Source organism: Intrasporangium sp., assembly GCF_036566125.1.
Taxonomy (GTDB): domain Bacteria; phylum Actinomycetota; class Actinomycetes; order Actinomycetales; family Dermatophilaceae; genus Intrasporangium.
Map to the genome: position 1 here is coordinate 1 of NZ_DATCWX010000159.1, position 21316 is coordinate 21316.

Below are 21316 nucleotides of genomic sequence, written 5' to 3' on the forward strand. Positions count from 1 at the left end.
TGGATCACTCGACGGCAAGCGGGTCCTCGTGGTCGGCGCCGGATCGGTCGCAGCCGCGGTCGTGGCCCGCGCTGCCGCGCTCGGTGCGCAGCTCACCGTCTGCAACCGCACCCGGCGGCACGCCGACCTGCTCGCCCGCAAGGGCGCTCGCGTGGTGGATCTGTCCCAGCTTCCGGAATGTCTGGCCGCGAGCGACGTCGCCATCCTGGCCACGGCCGCACCACAGCCCCTGGTCGACGAGGACTCCCTGGCGCGGGGGGCGCGGGACAGACCCGAGCCCCTTCTGCTGCTCGACCTCTGCGTCCCCCGCAACGTGGCACCGTCTGTGCGGGGTTCGGCAGGAGTGCAGGTCATCGATCTCGCCGACCTGCGTGCCGCGGGCACCAGCGCCGCGGAGCACTTCGAGGCGGATGTGGCCCAGGCTGAGCAGGCCGTGCACCACGAGCTGCAGCGCTACCTTCGCTGGAGGGCGACGCGGTCGGCTTACCGGGCGACTGCTCGCACGCTTTCGGCCGCAGTGATGACTTCGGGCGGGCCGGCATGAAGGAGACGCCGCGACCGGCGCGAGGCCACCAACGGCTGATGAGGAAGGACTCAGCAAGGACAGCGTCGGCGAGCTCAGCGGCATACGACTTCGGTTGTATGCCGCTGAGCTCGCTTGCAGGGCAAGGCAACTCGCCCTGGCCGAACGCGGAAGCAGCGGAACCTTGGTTCCCGGCAGAACTGGGCGGGCGTCAACGTGCGCTTTCCAAGGAAGGGGCCCTGAAAGCAGATCGTCGCTGGACGCCGACGGGGCACTGCGTGTCAGACAAGGGGTATGCCGCTGAGCGCGCTTGCGCTGGAAGCCCGCTCAGCGGCATACCTCCTTCTCTTCTTCGACGTGCCGAGCCTGTCACCGGGCGTGGAACTCTGGGGGTGCCCCCGGCAGGATTCGGACCTGCGACACCCGCTTTAGGAGGTCTTGGCCGCCCATTTCCGGACATGGCGGCTGACCTGCGACGATACCGAATCCGGCTGGTTGACAGTCGGATTGGCCGCTTCAAAGGTGGCCGCGACTTTCGGTTGTTTGACGGTGTCTTGGCGGTTCTCGCGGAATCTGCGCGGAACCTCCTGCCCCGGTCGAGCGCCACCGTTTGGAGCGTTGCTCATGAGCCCAGCGGGGTCTCGGCGCGTGCCTCGTCGACGAGCTGAGCCGCTGCCCGGGCTGCCTTCTTGACGTCGGCGTTGCTGGCCGGGGTGTGGCTGTAGCCGGCTTTCGTCTAGCCGGCGTGGGGTCTCGGACTCAGGCGGCCAGGCGGTCGGGGCCGGCGCGGCTCCTGGGGGAGGCCGGGCCGACGAACTGGCAGCAGCACGCGGAGGGCTCCCGGCCGGATCTCGCACGTCAGCGGGAGGGCTAGGGTGATCGCCTCGCCGTCGACGCCTGCGGCCACGGCAGGCGTTTCGCCGTGCAGGGTTACCCGGGGCGCGGACCAGGTGATCAGGCCCTCCCCGCCGGGCGTCGCACCCCGCTCCGCCATGCCGCGCACCAGGCGGGGGAGAGGCGGGGGTGCTGAGCCAGGCGATCCCTTGAGGAGGATGGCACCGAGGACGCCACCGTCGAGGGCGAAACGCCACCCGAGGTAACGGGGGGTGGCGATGTGGTACGGGTTGTTCGAGACGAGCATCACCTGCGGACGTTCGATCGTCCCGTCGGGGGTGTCCACGCTCGCGTCGACCCACTGCCGTCCCTCGAGATAGGGGCCGGCAACCGATGCCAGGGTGCGCGCCTTGCCCTCGCGGTAGCCAGGGCTGAGCAGGGCGTCGGCATACACGCCGAATGACACGTTGTTGACGAAGGGCCGGCCGGCCACGAGGCCCAGGTCGACTCGGGCCTGCTCGCCGTCGCGCAGCGCGTGCATCGTGGCCGCCGGGTCATGGATATCGAGCCCGAGGTCGCGGGCGAAGTGGTTGCGCGTGCCCGCGGGCACGACCAGCAACGGCCGGTTGGACTCCGCGGCCACCGCGGCCACGGTCGACACGGTTCCGTCTCCGCCGGCCACTCCCAACACCTCGGCGCCCTCCGAGACGGCTTGACGTGCCAGCGCCCCGGCGTCCTGGCCCGGGCCCGCGAGCAGTACCCGGGCACCGAGCTGTTCAGCGACCTCGACCAGCCGGAACTGCTCGACCCTGCCTCCGCCGGAACGGGGATTCATGATCACTGCCGCACGGACCGACGCACGGGGATCAGCGCGCAACGACATGGCTTTCACCCGCCCGCTGGGTTCGGGGCGACAGTCGACGGGCGAGCCGTCGAACGACCGATCCGCACATCGCGCCGGCCAACGCGCCCGCGACGACATCAGACGGGTAGTGGACGCCGGTGTGGACCCGGGCATAGGCGACGAGTGAGGCCGCCAGGTGCGTGGGCACCCACGTTACGGGGAGCATCTCGCCCATCGTTGAGGCGAACGCGAACGCGGACGCCGCGTGGCCGGACGGAAAGGACGAGGACATGGGGCGGCGCACCTGCCGCGACGGCACGACCTGCCCCTTCCCGGCCTGGGGCCTTCGGCGCCGGCTCATTGACTTGAGCGCGAGGTTGCTCACCGCCGACGCGAGCGCGATCGACGCCACGGCCTCGGTCGCCGCTCGCCGGCCGCGTTGTCCGCCGACCAGCGCGACGGCACCCGCTGTGGCGATCCACAGGCGAGACCCGTTCGCCGCATCGGACAGGAGCACGAGGAACCGGTCAAGGGCCGGCGTCTCGGTCTTCTCCACTGCCTCGGAGATCGCGCTGTCCACCGCCACGGCTTGTGCCCGGACCTCCGACAGCCACCCAGCCTTCTGGGACGTCCCGGTCGCTGCCATGGTCACCACTCCTTCGTCGCGTCGCCCGGAGGGCTTGTGTAGGTCACATTCCGTTGATCTCGTTCCCCGGGACGTGCCGCTCCTGCCTGAGCTCCGGGACGACCAGGCGGCGAGGCTGCGGCGCTCGCGGCGTGGATCTCCTTGGTGAGATCGAGGATCTCGTTCGACAGGCGGAGCAGAATCTCGTTCTGTTGCTCCTCCTCCTGGACAGTTCGCCAGGCCTCGTCCGCGATCACTTGGCGCTTTTCGTCGGCGCGGTTCTGGCTGATCATGACAAATGTCGACAGGAAGATGGCCTCCAGCGAGACGATCATCGTCAGCAGTCCGAACGGGTAGTCCTCGAGGCCAAGGGCGATCCACAGGCTGAACCAGATGGCGTGGATGTACACGAACTTCATCGATCCTGCGAACCGCGTGATCTGGTCGGCAACGCGGTTCTCCCGGCGCTTGCCGCGCTCGCGCAGATGTAGCAGCAGCGCGGGGCTGACCGGTTCCTGATGGGCGCTTCTCACTTCTGCCCCTTTGCTCCGTGCCCGGCACGAGCCCGCGGGAGACGTGTGGACACCGCGCCCTCGTCCAATACCGCGTCGCGGAGGGCATTGGCGCAACTGACCGCTCGTCCGGCGGTCATGGGACCGGCCGGTCTTCGTGCCGGCCGACCTGGCGGAGCGTGAAGCCGGCGAAGATCTCGGTCACTCCGCGGGTGATGGCCCACACTCCAATCAGAGTCACCAGCGTTACCAGCGAGCGGTCCCACGAGCGTGTCGCCCAGACCCCGAGCACCAGCTCGGAGATACCGAGCAGCAGCCCGGTCCACCACCACGACAGCTTGGGGCCGGCCAGCGCGCTGACGATGTGGATGGTGCCGTAGGCGATCAGGTACCAGGCCACCATGATGGACACGACGTGGATGGTGATGGCCGGCCAGGCGAAGGTGCCGATGCCGGCGGCCACGCCCAGGATCCCACCGGCGATGTTGAGCCAGCGCATCGTGCGTTCACGGCTGGCCACCAAGAGCTGGGTGGTGCCGCCGAACACGAAGGCCACGCCAACCAGCGATGCCACCGCGAGGAGACTGCCCACTTTGAACGACAGCACGAACAAGCCGTAGCCGATCCACAGGGCCCCGATGACGACGATCCACCCCCACGCCGCAGGCGCCTCCCGGGCATCGGAGCGGATCGCGTCGGGTATCGGGTCCGCGGTTTTCAACGTGCTTGTCATTGCATACTTTCCCTTCTGGATGCCACGCGGGCAGGGCGTTGACCACTCCTGCCCGCGGCGGCGTATCTGCTGTGAGAAGAGAACTGGGGCTTGTCTGACCCCAGTCCGAGGGGGGACTACTTGGCGTCTGCGGCCTGGAGCCTGTCGGCGTAGACGCGGGCGTGGATGGCGTCGAGGATGGCCAGCTGTGCGTTCTCGACCGCCCAGTCGGCGAAGTCGAGGGCTTCGGCCGCGTCACCTTCTGCCCAGTCCGCGTCGTTGCGGGCGGCCTTGGCGTCCATGTGCAGGGCCCGCTTATCCAGGTCTGCCTTGACCTCGCTCCTCTTGGCCGCGGCGTCAGCCTTCAGCTGAGCCCACTTTCCCCGCGCGCTGTCGGCGGCCTCCGAGACGTCTTGCCGTGCGTGCTGGACCGACTCGTCAAGGTTGACCTGCGCCCGATCGATCCGCGCCTTGAGCTGTGCCTCGGACTCGGTCGCGGCCGTCTGCACGGCCGACCTGGCCGACGCGACCCGCTGCTGCAGATCGTCCAGCCGCGTTGAGAAGTTCGTGTGCTGCGTCATGAGTTACCACCTTCGATGGGTTGTCGACCCGTGAGGGTCACTTGTTCTGTTACTGCAGTACTGACGATATCGTCAGTACTGCAGTATGGCAAGGCCTGACATGGCATGTGACGGCTCCCTCAGTTGGCCGCGTGGGCGATGAGCGGTCGTCAGCTGGCAGAAGGCTGCGAGGGGCGCCGCCCGGGCGTGTCACCACCCCGAGCGCTGGTGTCGTACCCGCCCATCCTTATGCCGAGCCCCTCCAGGATGCCGGCGCCATCGCTTCGGTCGGCGGCTGGCGGTTGACCGACTAACCAACGTCAGCGCTCCACGCGGAGGCTGGGGATTTGGCTGGATCGCCTTGGCGGCAAGAATGGCTCTTGTGACGCATGAGCGGGTCATGGGCGGCCGGGGAGGGTGGGGCGGTGCCCGCAGAGGCGGAGCATGGCCAGGGCGATGAGAGCCCGGGTTGAGCCGCACCCGAACGCTCTGCGCGTGATGAGCCGGATCTTGGTGTTGATCTCGACGATGCTTCGTTTCAGGGCCACGAGGGCCGGCGGCGGGCCCAGCATATCCAACGCTGCCAGCCGGCAACATCGGCACCGACCTGATGATCAAGGTCCTGCGCCTGTCCGACACCCTCGAGACGGCGGCGATGGAGGGCATAGACCCCGGCTCCGACGGCCTGCCCGACGCCGCCGTGTCGGGTGTCGACGACGCCGTGTGCACGGCCTGATCTGATGCCAAGGCTTCGACGAAATTGACTGTGTCTGCGACGCCACTTCCGCGTCGGCTCCGCGCGAATGCCTATGTCGTTCCGGATGCCGGCTTCCCGGGTTGAGGGCGCCGGCCCTCGGAATGGGGCCAGGCGTGTGAAGGGCCGCGAGTGATCAGACCGCTCGAGTCCGGTCGTCCTTTGCCGTTCGACCAGCGCGGGCGACTTTCCTCGCGGGCCTTCTCGTGTTGCCGCGTTCGCGCCGTTCGCGTCGGGAGGTGTCATGCTGGAGCGCCCGGATGTGGAGCCGCTCGTGGCGCAGCCAGTGACTAACGAGCTTGACTTCGACGAGCGGCGGCGGACGATCTGCCTCAAGGAAGCCCCCTGTTGTGGTCAAGGGGCAACGTCGGGTGTTCGGTGGCCTGCTCTGGGCACACGGGTGGGAGGTGGCGACGTCTGCAGATCGCGGCTCACCTCGGGCTGGCATATGACTGAAACCAACTCGGAAATGACGGTTTCGTCGCCGAGGAGGTCTCCGGCTCGATGCCCAGGCTAGGGTCGCGAGGGTCAGGCCCCCAGCGGAGCCCTAGGTACAGGCCGAATACGTCCATGGCCCGGTCCCGACCTCGCCTGCTCCGTGGTCACCGTGCGTCGGGTACGGGTGGCGACGACCCCCGGTGGCGGGACGGCCTGCCCCGAGGAGTGGCTCTTGGCGAGTTCATCATTTAGAGGTGAGTCGGGTTGTTTAGGCAGTCCCCCTTGACGGCGGGGCAGCCCCCTCGGCGGTGGTGCGATGGCGCCGTGTCCGTCCTCCCGTCCGCGGGGGATCGGTTGCGTCGATTGCCTGCGCGATGTCGGGGAGGATCTCGTGGCGGTGGCCGTAGATCTGAAGCAGTGCGAGCAGGATCGCCACCACGGGCACGGCCAGGAACGCCCCCACGACGCCGAAGAGCGCTGCGCCAACCAAGACGGCGCCGAAGGAGACGGCCGGGTTGACGTCGACGGCCTTGGAGTTGACCCTCGGCTCGATGAGCAGATTCTCCATCTGCTGGTACACGATCGCCCACACCAAGGCGATGACACCGGTCATCGGGTTCGGGCTGAGCAGGCCGACCATCACGGGGAGGGTGATCGAGATGTACGTGCCGATGGTGGGGACGAACTGGGCCACGATCCCGGTCCACAGGGCGAGCGGGAGCCAGTACGGCATCCCGATGATGACGAAGACCACTGCCGTGGTCACGGAGTTGAGCACGGCGAGGACGACTCGCGCCCCGACGTATCTGCCGGTCTTCTCGATGGTCAGGGTCCAGACCGTGGCGGCGACGGCCTGGCGGCGGGCTGGGAACAGGCCGGCCATCCAGCGCTCGAGCTGCGGCAGCTGGGCCGACAGGTAGAAGGTGAACATGCCGAAGGTGAAAATTACGAAGATGCTGCCGACCGCAGAGCCGAAGAACGTGAGCACACCGGCGCCGACCGAGCCTGCGGCGGTGGCGAGCCTGTCCGGGCTGAGGTGCAGCGAGGACAGGATGCTGTCGGTCGTGAGTGACATCGACAAGGCGTCGTTCGCCCACGCCAGCGCCTCGTCGATGAGAGTGGGCACGAGCAGGATGAGCTGAGCCAGCTGGTCGACGAACAGAGAGCCGAAGGCGAGGACGAAGATCACGACGAATCCCACGGAAGCGCCCATGACGAGAGCGGTTGCCACGCCCCGTCGCATGTGTGTGGCCAGCCGGTCCACGATCGGCGTCATCGCCAAGGCGGCGAACCACGACATGAGCACAGTGAGGATGACGTTGCCGGCGTCGCTGATGATGAACTTGGCGAGGAGCCCGACCGACACCACGCCCAGCAGCACCAGCCCGATCCGCCAGACGAGATGGAGCGACACTGTGACCGGCACTGCGGCCGCCCTGGCAGCGGTCGCGATCTCTGCCACCGATGTCTCGGACGGCTCACCAGGCGAGGACGGGACGGCGTCGAAACCAGAGTCACTGGTCATGAGGTGCTCCTTCAGTCCACGCGGAACCAGGGCAGGACCCCTGCAGACGACAACCACCTCACCATGACACCGCACACGACGCTGTGCCACGGCTGGGAGCATTCGATCCGGCTCGGCGACGTCGCGGTTCTTGGTCACGTACACCTCGTCGGCGCCGTTTGCGACACCAACGATACCCGCGTCCCTGTGGTGGGGTCGTGAGGCGGTAGGAATTGTCGTTGAGCCGCTCGATCAGTGCCATGCGAGCCGGTGAGCCTGTAGGCCAGCAGGCTCCATGGCCATGGAAAAGTCGCCGCTAGCGGCCAGGTCAGGTCTCCCGCTGGTGGCCATGTAGGAGTGCCCACCACTTGCTCGTCGTGTCGAGCCGGGGCGTGAAGCCCCGAGCGGTGACCATGGCGGTGTCTAGCCAGTCACTGCCACCGCTCAGGGAGCTCCATTGAAGAGCATGAGGGAAGAGCTGGACATCGTTGCCGCCTACCAGCTCGTGGGCACCTACCGGGGCGCCGCAGAGATCTGCGGCACCACGCACAAGACCGTCAAGCGGGTGATCGAGCGGACCAGGCGGCACAGACCGCCCAAGGCGCCAGCCCGGCCAACTACGCCGGTTCGGACCGCAGCTTCCGGCGGCTGGTCGCGAAGGAAAGCGACCGTTCCGCCGCGAGCACGGCCATGGCCGGCGGCCAGCGGTGTGGTCCCCGGGCGAGCACCTCGCGATCGACTGGGGCGTGATCGCCGGGGTGCACGTCTTCTGCGCCGTGCTCGCCTGGTCCCGGGTCCGGTTCGTGCGGTTCGCCGCGGACGAGAGGCAGGCCACGACGCTGGCCGTTCTCGCGGAGTGCTTCAAGGACCTCGGCGGGGTACCGAAGGTGGTGCTCGCGGACCGGATGAACTGCCTCAAGGGCGGGGTGGGGGGTGGTCGCTCAACCGCGTCGTGCCCACCCCGGAGTACGTCCGGTTCGCCACGCACTACCGGTTCCGGGCGGACTTCTGCGAGGCGCTCGACCCGCAGTCCAAAGGTCTGGTGGAGAACGTCGTCGGGCACGGCAAGGACGACCTGATGCGGCCGCTGCTGCTCGAGCACGCCCTGCAGGAAGGCGCCGCTATCGACGAATCCTTTGTGGTGTCAAAGGTATTGGCCGACCCTCCTGCGGCGAACGCGCGTGGTGCGCACGAGGTCAACGCGAACGTGCACAGTCCACGAGGCCCTCGGCGCGACCACATCGCAGGCCTCGACGCAGCGCTCACCCATGAGCTGCTCCGGCCACCCAACGCCTCGAGTCGCTGGCGACCTGAGCATCATTGGTGCACGGCAAGCTCGATGCCGAGAGCCGCGAGTCCCAGTGCCGCCGTCATGGCGAGCGCGAGGGCCTTGCGCCATGGCCCAACCCGCAGGCGCCGCACGGCGAGGAGGGTCACGATGATCAGCGTGACGGCCAGTGTTGCCGAGATGGCGCGCAAGGCTGTCGCGACGTCGATCAAGCCGCCCGCGCTGATACCCAGAATCGCTATCGGCGCGACGACGACGCCGGACGACCCGAAGCGGCTTCGGTCGGCCTGATCGGCGTCAGCAATTGAGGGTCGAGCGTGGGCGTGGGTGAGTGCCGACCTCGCTGTCGGGGTGTTCCACGCCGGGGTTCCTTTGGGCGCCGTCGTCGGCTTGGTGGTCAGGAAAGGCCGTGCCGGGCGGATCGGCGACTCGGTCGAACAGGCGTCCAGCCGTTCCGCCATGGCCACGATTCGGGCAGGTGCAGGGTGACCCTTCGGGCGGAGGGCGCCACGCCGGCCGGGACGTGGATGAGCTTGCGGCGGACCGTGACTGTTGTCGCCTTGGTCAGGGATTTCTTAGGCTCCGGCGCGCTCAGACGTCAGACACGACCGCGTCCATCGGCGGATCGAGGCTTAGTGGCGCCTCGGTTCTGCCGACGGGACAGGTCGGTGTCGGTGTTCAGCCACGCGCAACGCGACTACCCGGCAACCGGTTGAGCTGTCACACCGATGAGTCTCCGGACTCGCTGGGGCGCCCGGCTCGTCGTCGGTTGGCGGGTCGCGTGACGCTCGGGCCGTCGTTCGAGGCCGGTCAGAGCTCGGGCTGGGGCGGCAGCGGGCGGCTGCAGAGCTTGGCGGCCTCCCGCTTGGTCATCCCGAACATGCGCAGCACCGAAAAGGTCATCAGGTCGGTCAGGGCCGCTGCGTCTGCCTCAGGCTGGGACTCCAAGAGCTGCAGCAGCCCGAGCATGGCGCCACCGGCGGCCATGAGGGCGAGGTCAACGTTGTCGACGTCGAAGCGGCCGGCCTCCTTCGCGGCCGCGATGTCCTTGCGGGCCCTTGGCGCCAGCCCCGCGTCGTGGACGAGGATCCTCGGGCCTGTATTGAGCAGCACGCGCACCAGCTCAGGATGCTGCTGCTGGAGTCGACCGGTCATCCGGAAGCTCACCGTGAAGATCTCCGCAGGGTCGTCGTACCCCGCTACCACCGCGTCCCGCAGGTCGACGTAGGCCTGCAGGGTCTGGGTCACGGCGGCCTCGAATAGCTCGTCCTTGCTCTCGAAGTGGTTGTAGAAGCTCCCGAAGCCCACGTCGGCCGCGTCGGTGATCTCCTGGATGCTCACGTTGGTCCTGTCTTCGGCGAGCAGGCGTCGTGCGGCCCTCAGCAGCGCGCTGCGGGTGCGCTGTTTGCGGCGGTCGACCCGGTTCGGCGGCGTTGTCACCTGCACGGTCATGACCGGCCTCCGATCCCCCGTTCGCACCCACTCTTGGTGTCTCCATCGTATCTGATTGATTCATCAGAAGATGCCGGAGAGTCGCCGCCGCTCCCTGGTGACTTCATCAGAGAGGGTTGACAGATACTTTCATCACCGCTGATGATCTCATCAGATAGATGCATCGGAGGCATGATATGGAAGTGCTGGAGCGTGTCCCACGCACCGAGTCGGTGGTCGCGGTCGATCACCGCCAGCTGTTCGTCACTGAGGCGGGGAGCGGAGACCCGGTCGTACTGCTTCACGGCGGGGGGCCCGGAGCGACCGGGGCGTCGAACTACTCCCGCAACATCGACGTGCTCGCCGATCGGTTCCGGGTGATCGTCCCGGACCTGCCGGGCTACGGGCAGTCGTCGAAGGACATCGACCACACTGACCCGTTCGGCGACCTCGCCTACGCGATCCGTGGTCTGCTCGACGAGCTCGGCATAGAGAAGGCTCACCTCGTGGGCAACTCCTACGGCGGCGCCGCCGCTCTGCGGCTGGCGTTGGACCGACCCGACAAGGTGGACAGGTTGATCCTGATGGGGCCCGGCGGGGTCCGCACCACCCGTGCGCTCCCGACCAAGGGCCTCAACGCGCTGTTCGACTACTACGGCGGCGACGGCCCGAGCCGGGAGAAGCTCGCAACGTTCATCCGCAAGTACTTGGTGTACGACGGTGCGGCGGTGCCCGACAAGCTCATCGACCTCCGCTACGAGGCCAGCATCCAGCCAGAGGTGGTGGCCAACCCGCCGCTGCGCCGACCATCCCCTGGCGCCCTACGCACGCTGCTGCGGATGGATTTCACGCGGGACCGACGCCTGGCCCACCTGCACACGCCGACCTTGGTCATCTGGGGGTCGGACGACAAGGTGAACCGCCCCGCGGGCGGCCTGTCGCTCGCCCGCACCATGCCGAACTGCGACCTCTACCTCGCTGCCCGAACCGCCCACTGGGTCCAGTGGGAGCGCCCCGACCTGTTCAACGCGCTCGCCCTGGACTTCCTCGACGGAAAGGAATCATCCCGATGAGCACGACGTTGCTGCGGTCAAATACCGACGGTTCGGTGTTCGGCTCGGTCCACCTGGGCTACGTGGTGGTTCAGTCCCAGCACCTCACCGACTGGCGCCGGTTCGGTGCCGATGCGATCGGCCTGCACGCCGACGATCTCACCAAGGACGTGCTGCGGTTCCGGCTCGACGACCGTGAGTGCCGGTTCCTGATCCAGCGCGGCCCGACCGAGGACCTGATGGCCATCGGCTGGCAGGTCGACGACCACGAGACGTTCGACCGCATCGTCAAGCGCGTGACCGAGCGCGGTGTCCCGATCGCGGAGGGCACGCCGGAGGAGGCGGCCGTGCGCGGCGTGGAGCGGCTCTGGCGCTTCGCCGGCCCCAAGGGCATCACCCAGGAGATCTTCACCGCGCCGGTGAGAACTGCGAGGCCCCTGCACATGATCACCAGTGGCTTCGTGACCGGCGATGCCGGGATGGGGCACGTGGCCATCACGACGCGCGACCCGCACGGGCTGCACGCCTACTTCAACACCATCTTCGACTTCCGGCTCTCGGACTACATCGACGAGAACGTCGGTGGGATGAACCTCAAGATCCGCTTCCTGCGCGTCAACGAGCGGCACCACTCGGTAGCGATCGCCAACGTGCAGCAGCTCAAGGTCGACCCCATCCGCACCAAGGCGCAGCACGTCAACATCCAGGCAGCAACGCTCGACGACATGCTCTCCGCCTACCAGCGCGTGCGCGAGCTCGGTTTCACGATCGCGTGGTCGGTGGGCCAGCACACCAACGACAGGTCGCTGTCCTTCTACTGCGTGACGCCGTCCGGCTTCGAGCTGGAAGTGGGATGGAATCCGGTCACCGTCGGCCCGGAGCGGGAGGCCACCTGGGAACCCACGACGTACCAGGGCATCAGCATCTGGGGCCACACCCCGGTCGGCGAGACGGTGGTCACCAAGCTGCACCAGTTCGCCAACGTCATGCGTAACGCCCGCCATGCCGAGGTGTCCGTGCCCGAGCTGACGGGAGCCGTCCGATGAGCACCACCGACAAGACCTACGACGTCGTGGTGGTGGGGCTCGGCCCGACCGGACTCACCCTGGCCCACCTGCTCGGCCGCCGCGGCCTGAGCGTTCTTGTCCTCGAGCGCGAGCCCAAGTTCTACGGCAACGCGCGCGCCGTCTACACCGACGACGAGGCCATGCGGGTCTTCCAGACCGCGGGCGTGGCAGATGAGGTTCATGCCGACATGAACCTCGACTGCGCCGTTCAGTGGGTGCGCTCAGACGGCGACGTCATGATCCAGTTCCTTCCCACGAAGCAGACGCTGGGCTGGCCGGTGGTGAACTTCCTCTACCAGCCGACGCTGGAGAACACGCTGGAGGAGCTGCTGGACCGCTACGCCCACGTCGAGGTACTGCGCGCCCGCGAGCTCGTCGACTTCACCCAGGACCCCGACGGTGTCAGCGTCGTGCACGCAGCCTCCACCGGCACGTCGTACGGCGAGAGCGCCGGCGTTGTCGACGAGACGACGACGCAGACCGTGCGGGCACGGTACCTGGTGGGTGCCGACGGCGGCCGCAGCCTGGTCCGGGCACGGCTCGGCAGCGAGATGACCGGCAAGAGCTTCCCCGAGCGCTGGCTCGTCGTCGACCTGGCCGCCAAGGAGGGGGTCGACGCCTTCGGCCACAGGCCGTACTTCGACTTCATCTGCGACCCGGTCCGGCCGACGGTCAGCTGCCCGCAACCGGGCCGGCGCCATCGGTTCGAGTTCGCGCTCACCGACCAGGATGACAAGGAGCACTTCGAGGCCGAGGCGACCGTGCGCCAGTTGCTGTCTCGGCACGTCGACCCCAACGACGTGATGGTGCTCCGCAGGCTGGTGTACACCTTCAACGCACTGGTCGCCGACCGCTGGCGGGACCGTCGGGTGCTGCTGGCGGGGGACGCGGCGCACATGACGCCGCAGTTCGTCGGACAGGGCATGAACGCGGGAATCCGGGACGCGGACAACCTGTCGTGGAAGCTCCAGGCGATCCTCAGGCACGGCGCCGACCCCGCGATCCTGGACAGCTACCAGAGCGAGCGGGCACCCCACGCCAAGGCGATGATCGACTTCTCGGTCGTCAACAAGAGTCTGGTCTCGGTGAAGCACCCGGCCAGAGCGAAGGCCAGGGATGCCGCGATGTGGGCGGTCCTGCGCACGCCGGGGCTGGCCGGCTACGTCCGCAACATGGGCATGAAGCCCAAGCCGAAGTACCCAAAGGGCGCCTACCTCGGACTTGCTCGCGGCTTCCGAGGCGTCGAAGGAACGCTCGCGCCGCAGACGACTGTCCGGACCTACGACGGCCGGCTGGTCCGCCTCGACGACGCGCTTGGCTTGGGCTGGGCCGTGATCGGTATCGGCGTCGATCCCCGTCAAGTGCTCGGCAAGGACGTCGAGACGTGGGAACGTGTCGACGCGTCGTTCGCCACCCTCCACGCTGCCGGCGAGCGGCCGCAAGGCAAGGCCGTCGAGCAGCTGCGCGCCCAGTGCGTGGTCGATCTCGAGGACATCACCGGAGCCTTGACCAGTTGGCAGCGCCGGGCCGGCGCCAAGCAGGGCTCCGTGCTGGTGCTGCGCCCCGACAAGTATGTGTTCGGGGTCTCCGACGGACACACTCACGAACTCACCCGGGCCCTGGCGGCCCAGCTCGGCCTTAGGCAGCCGGCGCTCCCCGCACCCACCCGAGCCAAAGTAGGAAGCCATCCGGTGACGTAAGGACCCCTGGAGCACGCTCGATCCTGCAGGAGGTGGGTCGCCGGGGCCTGGTCGATGTCCAGGAGGGACATGATCGTGGACATCGCGCTCAACCCGGCAGAGCGAGCCAGCGCGAGTCGTCAGCTGCTCGATGAGGCGCCCTCGCCTGCCGGCAAGGTCAGGAACCGCGAGACGAGCGGGCCGAGCTCGTCGGCGGCGGTGAGCAGCCCGAGGTGGCCGTCGTCGAAGACGTGGAGCGACGCGTTGGGCAGCAGCGCGCGCATGATCCGGGCGTTGACCAGCGGGATCAGTGGGTCGTCGTTCCCGGCGAGGATCAAGGTGGGCTGCCGGATGATCGGCAGGGCGGGGAGGCTCGACCAGCCGACGCCGGCGAGGAGCTGGAGGAAGTAGCCGGTCCCGGGACCTAGCCGCTCCTGCTCGTACGCCACGTGTCTCACCTCGCCGGGCTGCCGGCGCATCCGGCCGCCGTACAGCTCGGCGGCGATGGCCTTGGCGTATGCCGGGTCGCGGTAGCGCCGGGGCGTGAGCATCTTGTTGAGCACGCTGACGCGGGCTGGCACCATCAGCATTCCGGTTCCGGTGCTGACCAGCACCAGTCGTCGGCAGCGACGTGGGAACTGGAAGGCCAGCTGCTGGGCCAGGCCGCCGCCCCAGGAGATGCCGAGGGCGTCGAACCGGTCGTAGCCGAGCCGGTCGAGCAGCCTCCCGACGAAGCACGCCAGCAGCGCGAAGTTGTACGGCAGCTTCGGCATCGGGGAACCACCCACGCCCGGTACGTCGAAGCGGACTACCTCGATCCGGGGATCGGTCTCGTCGACGAACGGCTGGAGCAGTTCGAGGCTTGCGCCGATGCCGTTGCACAGCACGAGCGGCGGGCCGGGTGCGGTGCCCGGCCGGACGGCAACCCGGACGTCGTGGCCGAGCAGTCGGACCCGTCGCAGCTGGGTCACTTGTCGAAGACGTACGTGCCGGGGGCGTCCGTCAGCACGGTCAGTCGGTGCGACCCCAGGTCCTCGGGCGCCGGACGGAGCTGGCCGCAGCGCTCATCGAGCCACAGCCCGAGGTCGGTCCACCATGTGCCCTGGTGGAGGTCGGAGCCCTTGAGCCAGACCTTGGCGTCGGAGGTCAGGTCGTCGTTGGTGTGGTAGGACGCCTTGGGGTTGCCTGGCGGGTTCACCAGGGCGGCGATGTGGCCACTGGTCGACAGCACGAAGCGGGTCGTGCCGCCGAGGAGCTGGGCGCTGCGGTAGCAGGTCTCCCACGGGGTGATGTGATCGGCGATGCCGGCGATCACATAGGAGTCCACCGTGATCTGGCCGAGGTCGATCGGCACGCCGAGAACGGTGAGGGCCCCGGGCCGGGTCAGCGTGTTCTCCATGGCCAGGTCGACGAGGTCGGCGTGCAGTGCGGCGGTCATCCGGGTGGTGTCGGAGTTCCAGAACAGGATGTCGAACGCTGGGGGTCGCTTGCCGAGCAGGTAGTTGTTGACCCAGTAGTTCCACACCAGGTCCCCAGGCCGCAGCCACGCGAACACCTCGGCCAGCGTCCGCCCGTCGAGGTATCCCTGGCGCGCCGACTTGGCCTTGGCCCGATTCGCCAGCCGCTCGTCGACGAGAGCGGACATCGTCCCGGCCTCGTGGTTGTCGATGACCGTCACGGCCAGGCAGAGCGCGGCCAGCCGGTCCTGCCGGCCGATGCCGCTCAGGTAGGCAGCGGTCATGCTCGCGAGGATGCCGCCGGAGCACACTCCACCCAAGACCGTCCGCGCGCTGCCAGTGATCTCCTCCACGGCCTCCAGGGCGTCGAGGACGGCACGGATGTAGCTGTCGAGGTTCCAGGTGGCATGCCGCGAGTCCGGGTTGCGCCAGGAGATGACAAACATCTGTCTGCCCTGTTGGACGCCGAACTCGACGAGGCTGCGCTCCGGGGCGAGGTCGAGCGCGTAGAACTTGTTGATCGTGGGCGGGACCACCAGCGCCGGCACCTCGTAGACCTCGACGGTCTGGGGCGCGTACTGGATCAGCTCTAGCACCTCGGTGCGGAAGACGACCGCACCGGGAGTTGCGGCGATGTTGTCGCCCAGGACGAAGCCGCTGCCGTCGACCATCTCCGGCACGCGAGGGGCCGAGGCCAGGTCCTTCACGAGCTGCTTGCCGCCGCGGACCAGGCTCAGCCCCGCGGTGTCGATGACCGCCTTGGTCGAGACCGGGTTGACCAGCGGGACGTTGCTGGGGGCGACCGCCTCGGCGACGTTCTCCACGAGAAACCGCACGCGCTCGCGGTCGCGCGTGTCGAGGTCGGCATCGATCAGCAGCTGCTCGGCTGTGTGGCGCCCGGCCAAGTAGAGCTGGACCAGCCGCTTCAGCAGCGGGTTCTCGGTCCAGGCGACGTCCGTGAACCGGCGGTCCCCCCGGTGCGGCGCCACGGTGGAGTTGCCAGTCAGGATCCGTCCTGCCTCGGTGCCCAGCTCGCCCAACCGCTGGGCCGTGATGTCCGGCTTGCGCGCGAGGGAGACCGCCCACTTCGCCGTGGACATGTCGGGGAGGAAGCGGTGCAGTGGGCCGAGGGCGGCATCGACGAAAAGGACGTCGAGAGGCGAGGGGCTCTCGGCGGGCCTGGCGGTTGCGGTGCTCATCGAAGGGTCTCCTCGTCGTCTCAGGTTGCGACAGTTCGGGGTCGTGGCTTCAGGTGGGACCGCCATCGTCTGAAGGATACCTCGAGAATGACGATTTCGTCAGTGCCACTTTGCAGCGACAGTGCAGAGTGAGGCGTCGGCACTCGGAGCGCCGGCCAAGTCGAAGGAGAACGAGCCGTCAGGCCGCCGAGCCGTCGCCGGGCGCCGCGTCGAGGTCCGGCAGCGGAAGCGTGGAGATCCGCCGTGCGCGTCCCCGCGGTACGCCGAACATGCGCAGCAGGTCCTCGGTCACCCGGTCGGTGGTCTCCTCGACGTCGCGGTCCGGCTGGTTGTGCAGCAGGTGACCGAGGGCGAGCAGGGCTCCGGCAGTCATAGTGACTGCTACGTCGAGGTCCTCGACGTCGAAGCGGCGGGCATCCACGGCGGCCGCGATGTCCCGTCGGACGCGAGGAGCCAGGCCGCTTTCGGCACTGAGCAGCCGGAGCACATTGTTGAGCAGGACCCGGCTGAGCTCTGGCTCCCTGCGATGCAGCCGCCCGGTGAGCCGGAAGCTGCAGGCGAACACCTCTGCGGGGTCCTCGATGTCGGCCGTTAGGTTGTCGAGCAGCTGGCCGTAGGCGTCCATCACCGCCTCGACAGCTGCCTCGAAGAGCTGCTCCTTGGTCTCGAAGTGGTTGTAGAAGGAGCCCATCCCGACGTCAGCGGCCTGGGTGATCTCCAGGATCGGCACGTTCGTCCGGCCCTCAGCGATGAGCGTCTGGGCCGCCCGGATGAGAGCCGCTCGCGTGCGGGCCTTGCGACGGTCCAGTCGGTTGGTGGGCTGCGTTGGTGCGTTGGTCACGACTGCTCCTCTACGTCTTCGTCTCAGGTTGTGCATCCCATCGTAGCGTCGCTCAATCAGGAATGACGATTTCCTCATAAACCACTTGACTGAACGATGACTCATGAGTGACGATTACGTCAGTAGAACATCTGAGGAGCGGCAATGACCAGTCACCACGGGACTCACAGCGACCTGCACAGCGAGCAAGGCGCACTGCCCGCCGAGCACCCGGGACGCGCGAGACACCCCGTCATCAAGGTGCTCGACTTGGCCTGGCTCGAGTTCGTGAAGCCCGACCTGGCCGCGTCGGAGCGCTTCGCTCACGCGTTCGGGTTCACAACCGTGAGCCGGACGGCAGACGAGCTGCAACTGCGCGGGACCGACCCCGGCGCGCCCTGTGTGATCGTCCGGCGCGGACCACGCTCGCTGTACCTCGGCGCGGCGTTCCGCGCCGCAGAGACCGCCGATCTGGTCCGGCTGGCTGGGGCCACCGGCACGAATGTGGAAGAGCTGCCGGAGAGCTTGGGCGGGCTCACCGTGGACCTGTCCGACCCGAGTGGGGTCTTGGTCCGGGTTGTCGCCGACACCCACGAGCTGGCAACCCTGCCCGCCCAGCCGACGCAGCTGTTCAACTTCGGGCGCGACGTGCGGCGCACCAACATGACGCAGCGCCCGCCGCATGAGCCCGCGAAGATCCAGCGACTGGGCCACGTCGTGTTGCAGACGACGAGATACATCGAGACCCTGAACTGGTATCTGGAGCACCTCGGTCTCATCGTCAGCGACTTCAAGTACTACGAGGGGCAGCGCGAGCGCGGCCCAACGATGAGCTTCATCCGCTGTGACCGTGGAACGACTCCCACCGACCACCACACGCTGGCGATGATGCTCGGTCCGAGCAACCGATACGTGCACTCGGCGTACCAGGTTGGGGATCTCGACGCGCTGGCCGCCGGTGGAGAGCACCTCCGCCAGCTCGGCTTCCACCGCTCGTGGGGGATCGGTCGTCACATCGAGGGTAGCCAGATCTTCGACTACTGGCGCGACCCGGACGGGCTCCTGGTCGAGCACTTCGCCGACGGTGACCTGTTCGACTCCACGCTCGAGCCTGGCTGGTCGCCGATGACGGCATCCGGGCTCGCCCAGTGGGGACCGCGGGCCACCAAGGACTTCCTGGGTCTCACACCAGGACGAGATGCGTTGCACGAGCTGGCGTCGATGGCTCGCTCGCTGCGCGAAGACAACGAGTTCGACCTGACCCGCCTCCGCGGCCTCCTGAAAGTGACGAGTTCATGAGCAGCACGATCCTTCGCACGCCCGACGCATGGTGGGTCCGTACTCCTGCCGGCGCCGCCCGCATCGACACGGATGCCACGACCACCGGCGGGCTGCTCGCCGAGCACGAGGAAATCGAAGCCGCCCGGGCCAGCACGGAGACCGTCGACCCGGCCACCCTCGACCTGGTCTCCCCTGTGACGGCCCGCTGCCGCGTGGTCGCGCAGATGACGAACTTCGTCAGCCATGTGAAGGACTCGGGGCTCGACCCGGACACCGTCCCGCTGACCTTCTTCCGCAAGTCGTCTGGCTCGGTCAGCGGCCCGTCGAGCGACATCATCCGGCCCCACCACGTGCGCTACTTGGACTACGAGGTCGAGATCGGCCTGGTGATCGGCCGTGAGCTTCAGGTGGGCACGCAGGTCACCGCAGACAACTGGGCCTCGTTCGTGGCCGGTCTGGTGGTAACCAACGACATCTCGGCCCGAGACATCCAGTTGCCGAAGACCCAGTTTTTCGAGTCCAAGTCGTACCCGACCTTCACGCCGGTCGGGCCGTTGCTGGTCCTGCTCGACGACGACGAACTCGAGCGGTTCGGTGACCTGCGCCTGCGGCTCTGGGTCAACGGCGAGCTGCGCCAGGACTCGGTGGTCGACGACGACATGATCTACTCCCCGCTCGAGGCCCTGCAGGCGCTGAGCCGGTTCCAGCGGCTCGACCCGGGAGACCTGCTCCTCACCGGGACCCCGGCGGGGACCGCCCTGAGCGCACCGCCCAAGCCGGTCGAGATCATCGCCGCCCTCCTGCCGCCCGCGCTGAAGTGGAAGCTCTTCTTCCAGCGGCAGGCCCAGAACCCCAAGTACCTCAAGCACGGCGACGTCCTCGAGGCCGCCATCGGCACCGACGACGGCGCGATCGACCTCGGTCGGCAGCGCACCGTCGTGAGGACCGCCTGATGGGCGACCTGCTCTGGCCGAGGTACGACCGGCCGGGCGACCTCGCTGCGATCGAGGCCGTGCCGCTTGCCGACCGCCGCCTGCCGGGCACGACCTACGAGCTCCTCGTCCGGGCCGCCCGCCTGTGGCCGGACCGCGTCGCCCTGTCGGTGCTCCCGGACGGCGAACGGTGGGAGCAGCCAGCGGAGCGCAGCTATGCCGAACTGCTGATGGAGGTGCATCGGTACGCCAACGTGCTCCACACGCTGGGCGTGCGCCGCACCGACGGGGTCGCCCTCCTGGCCCCGAACTGCGACGAGCTCGTCACCGCAACCCTGGCCGCCGAACTCGCCGGGATCGCGGCACCGATCAACATCGGGCTGTCGGTCGAGCACATCGCCGACCTTCTGGGCAGGTCGGGCGCCCGAGTCCTCGTGGCTGCGGGTCCCGACCTCGCGCCGGAGGTGTGGGAGAGGGCACGGGAGATCGCGGTCAAGACCGGGATGGGCGCCCTTCTCGCACTGGGCCCCACGGGCGCGGCTCCGACGGAGCCGGAGCTGCACCCGATCGACGGCGTTCGGGTCGGCCACCTGTCCGCCCTGGCGGCGGAGCAGCCACACGACGCCTTCGTAGGTGAGGCGCCCTCGGCCAAGGACCTCGCCGCTCTCTTCCACACCGGCGGCACGACGGGCACGCCGAAACTTGCCGCGCACACCCACGCCAACGAGGTCAGCGACGCCTGGATGATCGCTGCCAACAGCCTGCTGCACGACAACGCGGTGGTGTTTGCGGCCCTGCCGCTCTTCCACGTCAACGCACTCCTCGTCACCGTTCTGGCCCCGCTGTTCAGGGGCCTCCACGTGATCTGGGCGGGCCCTCAGGGCTATCGCGACCAGGCGCTCTACTCCAAGTTCTGGAAGATCGTCGAGCGCTACGGAGTCACCACGATGAGCGCCGTGCCCACCGTGTATTCCGTCCTGGCTGGCTGCCCCGTCGACGCCGACATCAGCAGCCTCCGCTTCGCCGTCGTCGGGGCCGCACCCCTGCCACAGGCGGTCCGCGACCGCTTCGAGTCCGCCACCCGCATCCGGCTGGTCGAGGGCTACGGCCTCACCGAGGCCACCTGCGTCACCGCACTGAGTTACCCCCACCATCCACGACCCGGGTCCGCCGGACAACGCCTGCCGTACCAGCAGGTCAAGGCCGTCCACATCACCGACGACGATGAGTGGGTCGACCTGCCGGCCGGTCAGGTCGGCGTGCTCGCCATCAGCGGACCGACCGTGTTCCCCGGCTACGTCACCGACCGGAGCCCCGACGGGCCCGTGCTGGACGGCATGGGCAAGCTCCGCGACGGCTGGCTGGATACCGGCGACCTGGCCTTGGTCGACCCGGACGGCTTCATCCACCTCGCCGGCCGAGCCAAGGACCTGATCATCCGCGGCGGTCACAACATCGACCCGGCCGTCATCGAGAGCGTGCTGCTGAGACACCCGGCGGTCACGGCCGCGCAGGCGGTGGGTCGTCCGGACCTGCACGCAGGCGAGGTGCCGGTCGCGTTCGTCACCCTTGCCCCGGGCGCCAACGCGACCCCCGAGGAGCTGCGTGCCTGGGCCGCCGATCACGTGCCCGAACAGACGGCAGCGCCCAAGACCGTCACCGTGCTGGACGCGCTCCCGGTCACGCTCGTGGGCAAACACTTCAAGCCCGCCCTGCGCGCCGAGGCCACCCGAGAGGCCGTCGCCGACGCGCTCGGGGACATCGCCTCGGTCACCGGCATCCGAGGAGCCATCGAGGACGGTGC

The 21316-nt window shown here is 68.3% G+C and carries 18 protein-coding genes and 2 pseudogenes; 9 read left to right on the forward strand and 11 right to left on the reverse strand.

Translation table 11 applies throughout. The features are described 5' to 3' along the window. On the forward strand, positions 1 to 544 hold a 544-nt coding region (locus VIR15_RS09365; RefSeq protein WP_331927208.1), incomplete at its 5' end, for an NAD(P)-dependent oxidoreductase. A 715-nt stretch (positions 545 to 1259) separates the two neighbouring features. Here VIR15_RS09365 and VIR15_RS09370 read toward each other — a convergent pair. The 5 genes from VIR15_RS09370 to VIR15_RS09390 all read right to left on the reverse strand — a co-directional run bounded on the left by VIR15_RS09370 (position 1260) and on the right by VIR15_RS09390 (position 4631). Further along, positions 1260 to 2339, reverse strand: a complete 1080-nt coding sequence (locus VIR15_RS09370) for a diacylglycerol/lipid kinase family protein (protein ID WP_331927209.1) — start codon at positions 2337 to 2339, stop codon at positions 1260 to 1262. Further along, positions 2224 to 2847 (reverse strand): phosphatase PAP2 family protein, encoded by a 624-nt coding sequence (locus VIR15_RS09375; RefSeq protein ID WP_331927210.1) that lies wholly within the window; start codon positions 2845 to 2847, stop codon positions 2224 to 2226. The genes VIR15_RS09370 and VIR15_RS09375 overlap by 116 nt, the downstream gene beginning before the upstream one ends. A 2-nt stretch (positions 2848 to 2849) precedes the next feature. Continuing rightward, positions 2850 to 3359: a DUF1003 domain-containing protein gene (locus VIR15_RS09380; protein ID WP_331927211.1), complete on the reverse strand. Its 510-nt coding sequence runs from the start codon at positions 3357 to 3359 to the stop codon at positions 2850 to 2852. A gap of 115 nt (positions 3360 to 3474) precedes the next feature. Then, positions 3475 to 4071 carry an HdeD family acid-resistance protein gene (locus VIR15_RS09385; RefSeq protein ID WP_331927212.1) on the reverse strand — a complete coding sequence of 199 codons (597 nt, stop codon included), beginning with the start codon at positions 4069 to 4071 and terminating at the stop codon, positions 3475 to 3477. 116 nt (positions 4072 to 4187) lie between these two features. Next, on the reverse strand, positions 4188 to 4631 hold the full coding sequence (locus VIR15_RS09390) for a hypothetical protein (RefSeq protein ID WP_331927213.1): 444 nt from the start codon (positions 4629 to 4631) through the stop codon (positions 4188 to 4190). Positions 4632 to 5220: 589 nt separating this feature from the next. Here VIR15_RS09390 and VIR15_RS09400 point away from each other — a divergent pair. Then, positions 5221 to 5346, forward strand: coding sequence for a hypothetical protein (locus VIR15_RS09400; protein ID WP_331927225.1), 126 nt, complete (start codon positions 5221 to 5223; stop codon positions 5344 to 5346). A gap of 724 nt (positions 5347 to 6070) precedes the next feature. On the opposite strand, the gene VIR15_RS09405 is transcribed toward VIR15_RS09400, so the two are convergent. Next, positions 6071 to 7327, reverse strand: coding sequence for an AI-2E family transporter (locus VIR15_RS09405; RefSeq protein ID WP_331927214.1), 1257 nt, complete (start codon positions 7325 to 7327; stop codon positions 6071 to 6073). A 436-nt stretch (positions 7328 to 7763) separates the two neighbouring features. Here VIR15_RS09405 and VIR15_RS09410 point away from each other — a divergent pair. Next, positions 7764 to 8522, forward strand: a pseudogene (locus VIR15_RS09410) (transposase); the annotation flags it as partial. A gap of 469 nt (positions 8523 to 8991) precedes the next feature. Here VIR15_RS09410 and VIR15_RS21220 read toward each other — a convergent pair. Further along, positions 8992 to 9162: pseudogene (locus VIR15_RS21220) on the reverse strand (IS1380 family transposase); the annotation flags it as partial. 242 nt (positions 9163 to 9404) lie between these two features. Beyond that, positions 9405 to 10046 (reverse strand): TetR/AcrR family transcriptional regulator, encoded by a 642-nt coding sequence (locus tag VIR15_RS09415; protein ID WP_331927215.1) that lies wholly within the window; start codon positions 10044 to 10046, stop codon positions 9405 to 9407. Positions 10047 to 10228: 182 nt separating this feature from the next. On the opposite strand from VIR15_RS09415, the gene VIR15_RS09420 reads away from it, so the two are divergent. The 3 genes from VIR15_RS09420 to VIR15_RS09430 are packed head-to-tail and all read left to right on the forward strand — an operon-like array spanning position 10229 to position 13844. Further along, positions 10229 to 11098: an alpha/beta fold hydrolase gene (locus VIR15_RS09420; protein WP_331927216.1), complete on the forward strand. Its 870-nt coding sequence runs from the start codon at positions 10229 to 10231 to the stop codon at positions 11096 to 11098. Beyond that, positions 11095 to 12123 (forward strand): VOC family protein, encoded by a 1029-nt coding sequence (locus tag VIR15_RS09425; RefSeq protein WP_331927217.1) that lies wholly within the window; start codon positions 11095 to 11097, stop codon positions 12121 to 12123. Before VIR15_RS09420 ends, VIR15_RS09425 begins: the two co-directional genes overlap by 4 nt. Further along, positions 12120 to 13844 (forward strand): bifunctional 3-(3-hydroxy-phenyl)propionate/3-hydroxycinnamic acid hydroxylase MhpA, encoded by a 1725-nt coding sequence (locus VIR15_RS09430; protein WP_331927218.1) that lies wholly within the window; start codon positions 12120 to 12122, stop codon positions 13842 to 13844. The genes VIR15_RS09425 and VIR15_RS09430 overlap by 4 nt, the downstream gene beginning before the upstream one ends. A 119-nt stretch (positions 13845 to 13963) precedes the next feature. Here VIR15_RS09430 and phaZ read toward each other — a convergent pair whose 3' ends face one another. The 3 genes from phaZ to VIR15_RS09445 form a co-directional block, all read right to left on the reverse strand. Next, complete coding sequence (gene phaZ / locus VIR15_RS09435) at positions 13964 to 14794, reverse strand: poly(3-hydroxyalkanoate) depolymerase (protein ID WP_331927219.1); 831 nt, start codon at positions 14792 to 14794, stop codon at positions 13964 to 13966. Then, positions 14791 to 16479, reverse strand: a complete 1689-nt coding sequence (locus tag VIR15_RS09440) for a PHA/PHB synthase family protein (protein ID WP_331927220.1) — start codon at positions 16477 to 16479, stop codon at positions 14791 to 14793. The genes phaZ and VIR15_RS09440 overlap by 4 nt, the downstream gene beginning before the upstream one ends. 178 nt (positions 16480 to 16657) lie before the next feature. Further along, positions 16658 to 17320, reverse strand: a complete 663-nt coding sequence (locus VIR15_RS09445) for a TetR/AcrR family transcriptional regulator (RefSeq protein WP_331927221.1) — start codon at positions 17318 to 17320, stop codon at positions 16658 to 16660. A 144-nt stretch (positions 17321 to 17464) separates the two neighbouring features. On the opposite strand from VIR15_RS09445, the gene VIR15_RS09450 reads away from it, so the two are divergent. The 3 genes from VIR15_RS09450 to VIR15_RS09460 form a co-directional block, all read left to right on the forward strand. Next, complete coding sequence (locus VIR15_RS09450) at positions 17465 to 18598, forward strand: VOC family protein (protein WP_331927222.1); 1134 nt, start codon at positions 17465 to 17467, stop codon at positions 18596 to 18598. After that, a complete protein-coding gene (locus VIR15_RS09455) occupies positions 18595 to 19533 on the forward strand; it encodes a fumarylacetoacetate hydrolase family protein (RefSeq protein WP_331927223.1) in 939 nt (312 codons plus the stop codon). The genes VIR15_RS09450 and VIR15_RS09455 overlap by 4 nt, the downstream gene beginning before the upstream one ends. Continuing rightward, the coding region (locus VIR15_RS09460) for an acyl-CoA synthetase (RefSeq protein ID WP_331927224.1) at positions 19533 to 21316 on the forward strand (1784 nt) is incomplete at its 3' end. The genes VIR15_RS09455 and VIR15_RS09460, both read left to right, overlap by 1 nt.